We start from the raw sequence: 13,499 nt of genomic DNA on the forward strand, positions 1-13,499 counted from the left end.
TGTCCACCTGCCTGATGCCATGAAGCGCTTCTACCGCTGGATCAATAATCGGCTTCTGCCCAAAGAGATCAACACCTCCTCCAAACCACAGGATATATCCACCACGGCCTATGAAAAGCAGGATGTCAGCGCTGGCGCCCATGTGGTGGCCCTGAGTTTGACCAAAGCCGGCGACGCTTTGGCGGACGTTAAGCTCATGCTGCCCTGGCTGCTGAATGCCCTGGGCGCGCCGGTGTGGTTTATCGGCTGGCTGGTGCCATTACGGGAGGCTCTGGCGTTGCTGCCACAGTTGATCCTGGCACACTGGATCCAACGCTTCGATCGCCGTAAGGGCCTCTGGAGCCTGGGCAGCATCGTGCAAGGTCTGGCGATTGTTTTGATGGGCTGCGTGCCGTTTACCGGGCTGCGTGGGGCTGCAGCAGGATGGCTGATTTTGGGCTTGCTGACGGTGTTCAGCCTGGCCCGCTGCCTGTGCTCCATTGTGATCAAGGATGTGCAGGGTAGAACCATTGACCAGCAGCGCCGGGGATCGGTCAGTGGCGTGGCCACCTCCATCGCCGGACTGGCAGGCATTGTCTTCGCCGCCGCGCTCATGCTGGGCTGGCTGAGCGAATCCAACCAAATCGCCGTGAGCATCGTGCTGGTGGTCGCCGGCTGCCTTTGGTTATTCGCCGCCCTGCACTATCAGGCGGTTCCGGAAGAGGCGGATCAGCCTGATGGCCATGCAGACAAAGGCAAAGGCAGGTTTGAGCCATTCAAACACCTGCTGCAGGACCGCCAGCTGATCCACTTTCTGATCACCCGCAGCCTGTTTATCAGCACGGCTCTGGTGGCACCTTTCTATGTGATTCTGGCCAACCGCTACAGCGGTGGCAGTGTCTCCACACTGGGAGCGCTGATCCTGCTGACCGGGCTGGCCAATCTGTTCAGTGGCCGGTTTTGGGGCTTGTGGTCGGATATTTCCAGTCGCAGGGTACTGATGATCACCGGCACACTCTGTGGTGTCCTGGCGTTGGCGGTGGTGGCCGCATTACATCAAAACTGGTCATTTGCCCGCTCACCCTGGTGGTACGGTGTGGTCATACTCCTCCTCTATGTTGGCCACGCCGGGGTGAAGCTGGGGCGCACCACCTATCTGATGGATATGGCCAATGCCGGCAACCGGGCCAAGCTGGTGGCGCTCAGCAATACCCTCATCGGCATTGTGCTGCTGGCGGCGGGGTCGGCGTTGGCCCTGCTGAGTAACCGCAGTGTGGAGTTTGCCATCCTGGTGCTGGGCCTCACCTCGTTGCTGGGGGCCGTGCTGGCCTGGCAACTGCCGGAGCTGCAAGCCGACAGTAAACAAAACTAACCCTCCACGGGATACAATACAGCATCCTCATAACCGGTAATAACGGGGAGATACCCACTTAGCGCCTTGTTGAGCGCGGCATCCCAGGTATCCACCAGCAGCGGACGGCCGTCCAGTTCCTTGAGTTTGGTTTTGGTGGCAACAATCAAGATGTTGTCGCGCCCCACTTTGTGAATCACCGGTGGGCTGATCTGGTGGTTGCCACGCCCAAAGATATGGCCCTGGCCCCCGATCAGGGTGACGATGATCCGGGCCGGGTAACGCTCCAGCCAGTGCAGGATATCCTGCTCGGTCACATCCATTTGCACCATCTGCTGATTCAGCAGCAAGTCCACCCCCAGCAGGGTTTTGTCCAGCCCCAGCGCTTCCGCGATCGCCCGGGTAGTGGTGCCAGGGCCCAGGATATACACACAATCCACCTCCAGATCGTCAATCACATGAGCCGCCATTTCCTGCAACACCAGAGCTTCCACCTCTTTGCCGCCACATTTCACGTGCTGCAAATAACGCTCCTCCGCGGGCACCAGCAGTTCACCAAAATGGCTGGCCCGCACCTGGCCGTGCCGGAACGCGTCTTCGTCAATATCCCGCACTTCCATCCGGGCCACACTCACCAGCTCACCCCGGATCATCTTACTGATGATCTCCGCGGCACCTTTGGCATGCACGGCGTAGACGCCGGAATGGATTTTCACTCCGGCCGGGATGCCCAGTACCGGGATCGAGGTTCCCACCGCCCGATGGATGTCGCGGGCCGTGCCATCCCCACCGGCAAATACCAGCAGGTCCACGCCCTCCTGTTGCAACACGCGGGCTGCCTCGCAGGTATCCATGGGGCCGGTAGTAGCCGGGCTTTGCCCACACACCTGCGCTGTGAAGCCCGCTTCCTGCAGGCTATCTTCACCCATGGGGCCACTCCAGCAGTACCAGTGGATCTGCGCCTCATAGGCCGTTAACTCATTGAGGAAAATCGCTACCCGCTGCAAAGCCCGGGGTATCGCTCCACGATTCAGCGCTTCGTCCACGATCGCATCGCCATCGCTGCCCTTCAGGCCCACCGCGCCGCCGATACCCGCCATTGGATTGACGATCAGCCCCAACTTGATGTGATTCATATGGATTCCGTTTAGTGCCGGTTTGCATTGTCTGCGTACAGTCGCTGACCGCATTTTATATCAGCTCTGCGGTTACAGCACGCCACTCAGATTCATAGGGAGTGCAGCCCTCGATGTTGAGACATGCCTTAACGGGTCGAAACGTGCGACACTAGCCTTATGTTGCTGAATTCCAATCGCCCTGATTTCGCCGGATTATGCTGATTTCTTTAAACTATGCCATTTTCGCCCTGGCCCTGTGCCTGAGCCTGGATCTGTTCCGCCGCCCGTCACGTTTTCGGGAGGCAGCCACTCATATGGCGCTGTTTGCCGTGGCGGCCCTGCTGGGTGGCTTTGCCCATCACATGGAAGCGGAACAATCAGCCGTGAACCAGGTGATTGCCGGGTTGAACCAGTGGCTGCCCGACCATTCCAGGGTGGGCTCCTTCCACAATGTCTACCTGCGGGTATGGCTGGCCACGTTCTTTGCCATAGGCCTGACGGAATACTATTTTATGAGAATTTTTCTGCACCCATTGGCGGATCGCTATGGATTCCGCTGGGTCAAAAGTGGACTGGTGGCGTCACTGCTGTTGTTCTGTGCTGCATCGCTGCTCATCAGCCAGTATTCCCTGGTGGTGGTATTTCACCTGTTCACCCATCTGCTGGTGATCGGGTTTTCTCTTTATCTGATTTTCGCCCAGGGCTTACGCCTGTTCTGGCAACTGATCGCGTTGGTTACGTTGAACCTGGTGGCCGGTGGCGTCTGGTCACTGATGGCCCTGGGCAGTTTGCCCACCGGACCACTGCACTACAACGACTGGTATCACCTCATCATCCTGGTGTTTTTGGTGTATCTGCATTGGGTCCTAACCCGAGGTGGACTGGTGGATGCGCTCCATAGTCTGTCCCCGGCACCCGGCTCAAGGCTCCAGTTGCAGGCCCAACGCCCGCAGGCGATTGAACTCCACGGCGGGTAACGCTGACTGCAGGAACGCCTCGCCCCGCAACCGAACGGTACCAAACTCGCGCCTTACCCGATAACTTTTACGCAGCGCATCAAAACCCAGGGCGCGTTTTTCCCGGGGCAGGCGCAGGCTGGTGCGCAGGCCGATGTCGTCTTCACGAATGTCGTAGATCCGGGTCAGCAGTTCCCGGGCGGTGGATGGAGTCTGGGCCTGCTCGCTTTGCACATCCAGCAACAGGTCTAATTGCGCATCGATCAGGTCCGTCTCCTGCAATGACACGGCTTGATCCAGATGCCGGCACAAGGCCTGGTAAATCATCCAGGTGCCACGCACCTTCCCATCGTAGCTGTAACCGGCAATGTGGGGCGTGGCAATATCCACCTGGCTGGCCAGCTCGATGTTGACGAAGGGCTCCCCCTCCCACACGTCCAGCACCACGGACAGGTCATAGCGCTCATCCAGCACTTTGCTCAGGGCCATGTTGTCCACCACCGGCCCGCGGGCCGTGTTGATCAACACCCCATTGGGCACCATGCTGCGCAGTCGATGAATGTCCGCCAGGTGATGGGTGCTGTATTTACCCTCCAGCGTGTAGGGCACATGCAAGGTCACAATGTCGGCCTGCCAGGCTTCATCTGGGCTCACCAGACCAGCTGCACCCTGGGCCTGTCGGGGAGGATCACAGGCCAATACCCGCAATCCCAGGGCTTCGCATTGGGCCTGCAGGCGGGACCCCACATTGCCCACACCGATGATGCCGATGGATTTTCCCTCGAGTTGGAAATCGCGGATGACTTCCAGCTCCAGCAAGGCGCTGATCACGTACTCCACTACGGAACGGGCGTTGCAACCGGGGGCGCTGGCAAACCCGATCTGCTGGCGGGCTAAATAGGACTGGTCCACATGATCGACACCGATGGTGGCCGTGCCCACAAACCGCACCGCAGACCCCGCCAACAAGGATTCGGACACTGGGGTAATGGAACGGACAATCAGGGCATCCGCATCCTTCACCTGCTCCGGCTCCAGGTTGCGACCCGGAAGTTTTACCACCTCCCCCAACGACCCAAAACAGAGTTCCGCCATGGGAATATTTTCGTCCACCACAATTTTCATCGATCAGTCCATTTCCCGCAGCAACGCGCCCAAGGTGAGTTCCACCTGTCCCAAATAGCCCACGCCGAACAGGTTGAAATGATTCAGCCAATGATACAGGTCGTACAGGCTGCGGCGCAGCTCATGGCCTTCCTGAAGCGGCTGGATTTCGTGATACGCCTGGTAAAACCCCGCCCCCGGACCACCGAACATGCGACTCATGGCCAGGTCCGTCTCGCCATCGCCGTAATACACTGCGGGATCGAACAGGGTGGGAGTGCCGTTCTCATCCACCGCCATATTGCCACTCCACAAATCCCCGTGCAGCAGTGAGGCAGGCGGAGTGTGATCCGAGAGCGCAGCGGGCACCACCGCCATCAGACGCTCCAGATCCGTTAGCAGTCCACTGCGCATGCCCTTCATCTGGGCCAACATGCGTTGAGGGCGTAAACGCTTTTCACAAAAGAAGGTCCACCAGTCTGAATGCCAATCATTGATTTGATGACTGCGCCCGATGAAATTATTGTGATCCAGACCGTAAGCGTTGACGGTAATTGAATGCAGTTGCGCCAGGGCGCGGCCGAACGTGGGTTCCGCCACGGAACGCAGCGGTGCCAGTTGAATGAACTCCAGTGCCAGCAGGGCACAGGATTCCAGGTTCTCTGCGCCGTAAACCTCGGGCACCCGGATGGTTTCACACTGCCGCAACAACGCCAGACCCCGTTGCTCCTGCTGATACATCGGCAACTGATCGCTCTGCCCCACTTTGATGAACACCGAGGGCAAACCCGTGCGCTGCACCGCATAGGTTTGATTAATGCAGCCTGCACCGGAAGGCGTCACCCGCGCCCGCGTGTAATCGTGACCCAGACACTCAGCCAGCCAATCAAGAATGTCCTGTTGAATCGTTGCTGTAACCATACTCCCTAACCATAAACCCTAAGCATAAAATTGCGTCACCAGGTTGCGAAATGCTTTGCCCAGGCCAGCTGTGTCCAGGTGTTCCAGCAGCTTGGCAAGCGGCACCGGGGCAAATTCCAGCGCCTGCAATGGAAGCGGATGCGGTGGTGGATGCAACCGGATCAACTCCCGGAACAGAAACGCTTCCTCCTCGGTATTCTGCAAAATCCGGCACCACCGCGCCGCCCCCCGCACCGGCAGCGCTGCCACGGCGTCAAGATCGGCGTACAGCGACTCCAGACTAGCGAAATGTTGCAGCAAAGTCTTGGCCGTCTTCGCCCCAATACCGGCAATCCCGGGGATATTGTCCGAGCTGTCCCCCATCAACGCCAGCAGGTCCGGAATACGATCCGGTGCCACCTGCCAGTGATCCTGCAATGCGGTTTGATCCCGCCTCAGATCCGCGGACCAATCCCACCACAGGTCCTTTGGCCCCACCAATTGGGCCAGGTCCTTGTCCCGGGTGATGATCACCTTCGGCAGGTCCGCCGCGGCGGCGGTCTGCGCTCCCAGCGCCAGCCAGTCATCGGCTTCATAGACCGCATCCCCCAGGCATTGAACGCCCAGGCACTCGGTCAACTGCCGGCATAAATGCAGCTGATGGGCCAGGTCCTCATCCGGCAAAGCCCGGTTGGCTTTATAGGGAGGATACAGTTCATGACGAAAGCCACTGAACAAACTTTCATCAAACGCAGCCGCCAGGTACCGTGGTTGCAAGGTGTTGAGCTGGGACAGCAGGGTTTTCAGATACCCGTACACCGCGTTCACCGGCCGCCCGGCGGCATCGTGAAAATTATCCGGGTAGCCAAACCAGGCCTGAAAAATATAGATACTGGAATCCAGCAGATAAACCGTGTCAGATTGTCTCAAAGTTGCTATATTCTCTTTATAACTATCTGAAATGCGTACAATTGCGCATCCAAGTGGATCATACAGCAGATCGTTGATAACCCAAACCGGTCGCCTTTTCGCAGGTGTTGAAGGCGGCTTTTGTGTTTTTGGATAACGGGCGCACAAAATTAACAATCCATTAGCCCGCTATTTTGCCAGTTGATTTAAAACCGGCGACAATTAACGACATTAATCCGTTGACCCGTCAGATATTACGCTCCGAGAGAAAAGAACAAGAAGTGCCAGGTTGTTACGAGTGAGTAAATTGATCAAACAGTCAAAGCCAAATTGGGTGCTCTCAACTCTAATCGCCTGTTCGCTTACCGGTGTTCTGGTTCTTGCCGGATGCTCGTCGTCCAACCAATCCTATTCTTCCGGTGAGCCCACCCTGGGCGACCTCAAGCGTCGTGACATCAGTGTCCGCCCCCAGGAGCTGGAGCCGGTGTCCGCCGAGCGGGTACTGGAGAGCTATGAGTCCGCGGTAGCCCTGTTCTCCACCCAGGAGGAGCGCGCCCTGGCCATGCGCCGGATGGCGGACCTCACCATGGTGGCCACCGAAGACAAAATGATCGATTCCCTGGAGGAAGCCCCGCTGGTGGATGCCGCAGCAGCCGGAGCCGTGGATGCGGACACGCTGCAATATGGCAAGGCGGTGGCCATCTATGAGGCGTTGATCGCCGGCGCACCGGCCGGCTCAGACCTATCGGAAGAGTACTACCTGCTGGCGAAAGCCTATGACCTGAGCGGCGAGCAGGAAAAAGCCCTGGATACCCTGAACACCCTGGTGGCCAAATACCCGGACGGCGAATTCACCTACGAAGCCCAGTTCCGGCGCGGCGAACACCTGTTCCTGATCGGGGACTTCCAGGGTGCCGTGGGGGCCTACGCCTATGTGCTGAAAGCCGGGCCACAGCGGGATTTCTACGAGCATTCGCTCTACAAACACGGCTGGAGCCTCTACAAACTGGGGGATTATGATCTGGCGGTCACGGATTTCGTCACCCTCCTGGATGGCTACATGCCCACGCCACCGCCCAAGACCGAAGCCGAAAAAGCCGCTGAACGCAAAGAGCGGACCATCACCAAAATTGAAGCCATCCCCCTGCCGGAAGTATCCAAAACCCAACAGAAAACCCTGGACGACACGCTGCGCGTGCTGAGTATGTCCTTCTCCAACCTGGAAGGCGCCAACAGCGTCTCGGAATACTTCCGCACCAATGGCCACCGTATCTACGAATTCAAGGTGTATGCGGCGCTGGCAGAACTCTACCTGTATCAGGAACGCTATAAGGATGCCGCAGACGCCTACGCCATGTTCTCGCAAAAGAATCCCCTGCACCCCATGGCACCCTCAATGTCCTCCAAGGTCATCGACACCTACCAGAAAGGGGGCTTCCCCAGCCTGGTGTTACCTTACAAAGAAACCTTTGTGGAGCAATACGGGGTGTATAGTGCGTTCTGGGCCCGTGCCACACCGGAAGCCCGGGAACAATACAGCAACGAGCTGAAACAGCACCTGATCGAGCTGGCCCAGCATTATCACGCCGCCGCGCAAAAGACCAAACTACCCAAAGACTATGGCGTCGCCGCCCGCTGGTACCGGGAATTCCTGGCCACCTTCCCCAACGACGAAAGCGCACCGGTGATGAACATGCTGCTGGGTGAAACCCTGTTTGCAGCCAAGGAATTCCGCCCCGCCATCGAAGAATTTGAGCGCACCGGTTACGATTACCCACCCCATGCCGACGCCGAGAAAGCCGCCTATTTCGCACTGCTTTCCTATCAGGAATTCCTTAATGTGCTGCCCAAGGATGACCCCACCCGCCGCGGCTGGGTCGCCAAACGGGCCAGCAGTTCCCTGCGCTTTGCCAAGGCTTACCCCGCCAACCAGCACACGCCAGCCATTCTGGATAACGTGATTGAGGATCAGTTACTGCTGGGGGATGTCGAAGGCGCTATTGTCACAGCGCAGTTGATTATTGAGCTGGTGCCCCCGGCACCCCAGGCACTGCGCGAAAAGGCCTGGATTACCTATGCCAACGGCATGTTCGACAAGCAGGCCTGGGTCAAAGCTGAGGAAGCGATCACAAAAGTGCTCCAGTTCACATCACTGCAGCCCAAGCAACGGGCAAAGTTTGAAGAGAACCTGGCCACCTGTATCTACAAACAAGGCGAGATCCTGGAGCAGGATGGGCGCCTGGCGGAAGCAGCGGGTGAATACCTGCGGGTGGGCGCGGTTATCCCCAACGCCTCGGTACGGGCCAACGCCGATTACGATGCTGCCAACATCCTGCTGCAACTGGAAGAATACGACAAAGCCATAGAGGTTCTGGAGTCGTTCCGTTCCCGCTTCCCCAGTCACGCATTAACTGCGTCGATCCCGGCCAAACTGAGTTTTGCCTATGAGAAAACCGGCAACCTGACCATGGCCGCCACTGAACTGGTGGCCATCGCCCTGCTTAACAAAGAGACCAACCCGGAACTGGCCCGCGAGGCCCTGTTGCAGGCTGCTGAAATGCGGGAGAAAAGCGGGGATGTGGATGGCGCCATCGAATTGTATAAAAAATTCGTATGGGATTACGAACGCCCCGTGGGCCCGCGCATGGAGGCACAGTTCAAACTGGTGGAACTCTATGGGCAACAGGGTGACAGCGGCAAACGCTACTTCTGGTTGAACAAACTGGTGGATACTCACAATGCCGCCGGTGCTGAGCAGAGTGATCGTACCCTGTACCTGGCAGCCTATGGTGCCTACCACGGCGCTGACATACTGTTCCAGGATTTCAACAATATCCGCCTGACGCAGCCTCTGAAAAACAGCCTGCGCAAAAAGAAAGCGGCCTTGCAGAAAGCGAGCAAAGCGTACACCCAAACGGTGCAATACGGTGTCATCGATTTCACCACTGCCGCCAACTATAAACTGGGCGAGTTGAACCGGCTGTTCGCCCGTAGCATCATGGACAGCGAACGCCCCCGTGGATTGGACGAACTGGCCCTGGAGGAGTACGAAATCCTGCTGGAAGACCAGGCCCTGCCTTTTGAAGATAAAGCCATTGCCATCTTCCAGACCAACACCGAGCGCACACTGGACGGTGTCTGGGATGAATGGGTACAAAAGAGTTACGAGTCTTTGAGCAAACTATCACCAGGCCGCTACAACAAGCCGGAAATCATGGAGGACTTCGTTGATGAAATTTATTAAGTCCACCCTGCTCCTGGCCATGCTGGTGCTGATGGCGGGCTGCGCGTCCACAGCCGACCGCGGCAGCCTGTTTGGCTCTGATGAGTTTGAAATGCCGGAATCCGTCACCATCGACCTCACCGGTGAAGAACCGGAAGACAAACAGGCGGCCCCCACCGCAGACGCCACAGACGTGCCCCCCGACAGCGCGGGTACCGAGCCGGTGACGGCGGAACCACAGACGGCCATAAAAGATGCAGACTCGGCGGCGGTGCTGGAACGCTTGAAGCAGCCGGGAACAGAGCCGGTAACCCGGGACCCGGAGCAAGTGAAACAAGCCAACGCCGCCCGCTCCGATTACAACCGGGCACTGGCAGAGATGCGCAAAGGTAATCTGGATTCGGCCCAGGCCCGCTTCAGCAAACTCAACGCCGAATACCCTCTGTTGGCGGGCCCTATTGTGAACCAGGCCATTATTCTGAGAAAAAAAGGCCAGACGCAGCAGGCCTACGACCTGCTTCAAAAGTCCATTCTACAGCACGGCAAAAATCCCAGGTTGCTCAACGAGTTAGGATTACTCAGCCGACAGCTTGGCAAGTTCAAACAGGCCCAGGTGAGCTATGAATCTGCGATCCGCATCGATGAAGGCTACGCGGTGGCTCACTATAATTTAGCGGTACTGGCAGATCTCTATCTGCATGATCCCGTGTTGGCCTTAAAAGAATTTGAAACTTACCAGACGCTGATTCCGGAACCGGATAAAAAGGTCAGTGGCTGGATTGTTGAATTACAGCGCAGAGCGGCAAGAACACAATGAACAGGAAACCCAGCTATACCGTAGCATTTCTAGTGGCATGCCTGATGCTGACCGGCAAGGTGTGGGCACTGGATGAAGGGACTACCATTATAGGGACCAAGGAAGCACCCAACGTGCTCAACGTGGTGCCCTGGCAGAATCGGGAATTGTCGGTGGACCCCTGGCAGTCCAAACCCAGCCTCGACTCCCAATTGCTCAATGACTCACTGAAGCCTGTGGACCAGGACGAGTTGCGGCGACAGGTTGATTATTTTAACCTGCTGCAGCATTCTGATCCCCAAGCGATTGATCAATAAGGATTTATGGCGCCACACTTCCGACAATAACCTGGCCTGGGCACTCATCCCGGACTCGAATTTACGAACAGCAACATCTTTATTTGGTAACGCAGGAGACCAAAATGTCTGACACAGTGAATGCGGCTGAACAAAGCGCAGGATTAATCACCACCACCGCTCAATTCTTTCAGGAAGGTGGCCCCTTCATGTACATCATCCTGGCGGTGTTCCTGGTGGGACTGGCCATCACCCTGGAGCGGTTCATTTACCTGAACCTGACTCAGACCCGCAACCAGATGGTGTGGAAAAAACTGTTCCCCCTGCTGACCCAGGGCAAGTTCAAGTCCGCCATGGAAGAAGCCAAGGGTTCCGGCAGCGCCATCGCCAAGATTCTGGTGTACGGATTGTCCCGCAGCGCTTATGCCACCCGTCATGACGAAGTGGAAATGGCCATGGAAGAAGGCTTGATGGAAACCATTCCCCACCTGGAACGGCGCACCAACTACATTGCCACCTTCGCGAACATTGCCACCCTGCTGGGTCTGTTGGGTACCATCATGGGTCTGATCAACGCCTTCACTGCGGTGGCCAGCGCCGACCCTTCCCAGAAAGCGGACCTGCTTTCCGCCAGTATCTCGGTGGCCATGAACACCACGGCGTTTGGTCTGATGGCGGCTATCCCGCTGCTGCTGGCCTTCACCTATCTGCAGAACAAGACCAACCAGCTGATCGACAGCATGGAAATGGCCTCGGTTAAATTCCTCAACGTATTCCGTCAGGCACAGAGCCAAAAGGCCCAGGGCAACGGACAGGGTTAAGGCCGCACGGCATTAATCAAACGAATACGATTGAGCAGGAGCCGCTATGAGTAGACGCTCGCGTCGAAAGCACACCGCAGATGCAGAAATCAACATTACCGCCTTCATGAACCTGATGGTGGTACTGGTGCCGTTTCTGCTGATCACCGCTGTGTTTTCGCAGATCTCCATCCTGGAGCTGAACCTGCCGGCCACCACCCCGGCGGCACAGCAACAGGAAGAGGACAAAAAGCCCATCGTGCTGGAAGTACTGATTTACAAGAATCGTTTGGAAGTGGTCGACCGTCAGACAGGACCGCTGAAAATCATTCCCAAAGTCGGCACCCAACACGATTTCGACACCCTGGTAAAAACCCTCAAGGCCGTGAAAAACCGATTTCCGGACATCACCGAAATCACCTTGTTGCTGGAAGCCAATACCCCCTATGAGGAGCTGGTGACCACCATGGACAAGGTGCGGGTCACCAAACAGGTGGTGGGTACCGAAGTACAGAATGCCGAGTTGTTCCCGGATATCGCCATCGGTGATGCGCCGCCGGATCAGCAGAACACCTCCTCCGCCTCCCCGCTTCAGGGAGGTGCAGCATGAAATTGTCCCATCGCGCAAAACGCATGGACCGACGCCACAAACGCCAATTCCTGCCCGGCGTAAACCTGGTGTCCCTGATGGATATTTTCACCATTCTGGTGTTCTTCCTGTTGGTGAACTCCTCCAACACCACCCAATTGCCGAACCAGAAGTCCATCAAGCTGCCGGAATCCATCGCGGAGCAACTGCCGCGGGAAACCCTGACCATCATGGTGAACGACCAGACCATTCTGGTAAACGGCCGCATCGTCGAGAGCGTGCCCACCATTATGGCCCTGCCCGGCGACAACATTCCGGCGCTGCAAAAGGAATTACGCTACCAGGCCAGCAAGGCCCCGGCCCTGGTGGTGAACGAGCTGGGTGTGGCAGAACGGGATGTCACCATCATGGGTGACAAGGAAATCCCCTATGCCCTGCTGCGCAAAATCATGATGACCTGCAGCACCAACGAGTATTCACGGATCTCTCTGGCCGTCCTCAAGAAAACGGAGGACAAGGCATCATGAAGGCGCTGTATTACTCAAACCCGAACCTGCCCTGGGATCGTTTTTCAGAAGAGGAAAAACTCTTCCGCAAACTGGTTGCGGCATTCGCGGTGCTGTTTCTGGCCATGCTGTTTATCCTGCCCAATATTCCGGTGCCGGAAAAGCAGCGTGACGAAGTGGAAAAAGTTCCACCCCGTTTGGCCCGGCTGGTGACGGAAAAGCAGAAACCGCCGCCACCCCCTCCTCCGCCCAAAGAAGAACCCAAGGAAGAGGAACCCAAGAAGGAAGAGCCGAAAAAAGAAGAGCCCAAGAAAGAAGAACCGAAAAAAGAGGAAAAGCCCAAGCCCACTGCCAAAGAGCGGGCCAAGGCAGCCATTGCGGTCTTTGACGACTTGAGCGATTTGCGCGACACCAATGATCTGGCGGACCTGAAAGCGGAGCAGAAGTCCGTGCCCTCGATAGGTGCCCAGGAACAGAAAACCCAGCGTAACCTGGTGGGTGCCATGGCCCTGGGTGGCAGTGGCGGCGTCAGCACGTCCAAGGCCAGCTCCGGCGGCGGCGGTTCCGGCTCCCTGGCCGGTGTCACCTCCACTCAGGTGGAGAGTCAGATTGCCGATCCCGCAGCGGAGCAGGAAAAACGCCGCGGCAAAGATGGTCGCGCCCGACGCTCTACTGAAGACATTCAGTTGGTGTTCGACAAGTACAAAGGCTCCATCTATTCACTGTATCGCCGCGCCTTGCGCAACAACCCTGCGTTGGAAGGCACGGTGGTGCTGAGCATGGTGATCCAGCCCGATGGCACGGTGACCAAGTGCGAAGTCGTGAGCAGCGAACTGAACGATGCCGACCTGGAACGCAAGATCGTGCTCAAGATCAAGCGCATCAATTTCGGCGCCATGGATGTGGATGTGTGGAAAGACACCTATCCCATCTCGTTCATTCCCTCCTGATTACGGTGCGATGGATAACGCC

At 57.3% G+C, this 13,499-nt stretch carries 13 protein-coding genes; 9 read left to right on the forward strand and 4 right to left on the reverse strand.

Translation table 11 applies throughout. From position 1 onward, the window contains the following. Positions 1–19 precede the first annotated feature (19 nt). On the forward strand, positions 20–1,351 hold the full coding sequence (locus tag D9N14_RS10745) for an MFS transporter (RefSeq protein ID WP_290579428.1): 1,332 nt from the start codon (positions 20–22) through the stop codon (positions 1,349–1,351). On the opposite strand, the gene D9N14_RS10750 is transcribed toward D9N14_RS10745, so the two are convergent. Continuing rightward, the gene (locus D9N14_RS10750; RefSeq protein ID WP_290579430.1) at positions 1,348–2,466 is read right to left on the reverse strand and encodes an ATP-NAD kinase family protein; all 1,119 of its coding nucleotides are present in this window, start codon (positions 2,464–2,466) and stop codon (positions 1,348–1,350) included. The two genes, D9N14_RS10745 and D9N14_RS10750, sit on opposite strands and share 4 nt — an antisense overlap. Positions 2,467–2,663: 197 nt before the next feature. Between D9N14_RS10750 and D9N14_RS10755 the strand changes: the two genes are divergently transcribed. Continuing rightward, positions 2,664–3,425 carry a DUF6962 family protein gene (locus D9N14_RS10755; RefSeq protein ID WP_290579432.1) on the forward strand — a complete coding sequence of 254 codons (762 nt, stop codon included), beginning with the start codon at positions 2,664–2,666 and terminating at the stop codon, positions 3,423–3,425. On the opposite strand, the gene D9N14_RS10760 is transcribed toward D9N14_RS10755, so the two are convergent. Genes D9N14_RS10760 through D9N14_RS10770 form a run of 3 tightly spaced genes read right to left on the reverse strand, consistent with a single transcriptional unit; the run spans position 3,369 to position 6,338 of the window. Then, positions 3,369–4,529: a 4-phosphoerythronate dehydrogenase gene (locus D9N14_RS10760; protein WP_290579434.1), complete on the reverse strand. Its 1,161-nt coding sequence runs from the start codon at positions 4,527–4,529 to the stop codon at positions 3,369–3,371. The two genes, D9N14_RS10755 and D9N14_RS10760, sit on opposite strands and share 57 nt — an antisense overlap. A 3-nt stretch (positions 4,530–4,532) precedes the next feature. Further along, positions 4,533–5,429 (reverse strand): fructosamine kinase family protein, encoded by an 897-nt coding sequence (locus tag D9N14_RS10765; RefSeq protein WP_290579436.1) that lies wholly within the window; start codon positions 5,427–5,429, stop codon positions 4,533–4,535. Positions 5,430–5,447: 18 nt separating this feature from the next. Continuing rightward, a complete protein-coding gene (locus tag D9N14_RS10770) occupies positions 5,448–6,338 on the reverse strand; it encodes a 5'-3' exonuclease (RefSeq protein WP_290579438.1) in 891 nt (296 codons plus the stop codon). 313 nt (positions 6,339–6,651) lie between these two features. Between D9N14_RS10770 and D9N14_RS10775 the strand changes: the two genes are divergently transcribed. From D9N14_RS10775 to D9N14_RS10805, 7 genes are all read left to right on the forward strand, one after another. Then, complete coding sequence (locus tag D9N14_RS10775; protein ID WP_290579440.1) at positions 6,652–9,561, forward strand: tetratricopeptide repeat protein; 2,910 nt, start codon at positions 6,652–6,654, stop codon at positions 9,559–9,561. Then, a complete protein-coding gene (locus D9N14_RS10780; RefSeq protein ID WP_290579442.1) occupies positions 9,548–10,357 on the forward strand; it encodes a hypothetical protein in 810 nt (269 codons plus the stop codon). Before D9N14_RS10775 ends, D9N14_RS10780 begins: the two co-directional genes overlap by 14 nt. A 44-nt stretch (positions 10,358–10,401) precedes the next feature. Beyond that, positions 10,402–10,653, forward strand: a complete 252-nt coding sequence (locus D9N14_RS10785; RefSeq protein ID WP_290579444.1) for a hypothetical protein — start codon at positions 10,402–10,404, stop codon at positions 10,651–10,653. A 104-nt stretch (positions 10,654–10,757) separates the two neighbouring features. After that, positions 10,758–11,453 (forward strand): MotA/TolQ/ExbB proton channel family protein, encoded by a 696-nt coding sequence (locus D9N14_RS10790; protein ID WP_290579446.1) that lies wholly within the window; start codon positions 10,758–10,760, stop codon positions 11,451–11,453. Between the two features lie 46 nt (positions 11,454–11,499). Next, entirely contained in the window at positions 11,500–12,042 is a 543-nt protein-coding gene (locus D9N14_RS10795; protein WP_290579448.1) for an ExbD/TolR family protein, read from the forward strand. Further along, positions 12,039–12,548: an ExbD/TolR family protein gene (locus D9N14_RS10800; RefSeq protein WP_290579450.1), complete on the forward strand. Its 510-nt coding sequence runs from the start codon at positions 12,039–12,041 to the stop codon at positions 12,546–12,548. Before D9N14_RS10795 ends, D9N14_RS10800 begins: the two co-directional genes overlap by 4 nt. Continuing rightward, positions 12,545–13,477 (forward strand): AgmX/PglI C-terminal domain-containing protein, encoded by a 933-nt coding sequence (locus D9N14_RS10805; RefSeq protein WP_290579452.1) that lies wholly within the window; start codon positions 12,545–12,547, stop codon positions 13,475–13,477. The genes D9N14_RS10800 and D9N14_RS10805 overlap by 4 nt, the downstream gene beginning before the upstream one ends. Positions 13,478–13,499 lie beyond the last annotated feature (22 nt).

The organism is Ketobacter sp. (assembly GCF_003671495.1).
Lineage (GTDB): Bacteria > Pseudomonadota > Gammaproteobacteria > Pseudomonadales > Ketobacteraceae > Ketobacter.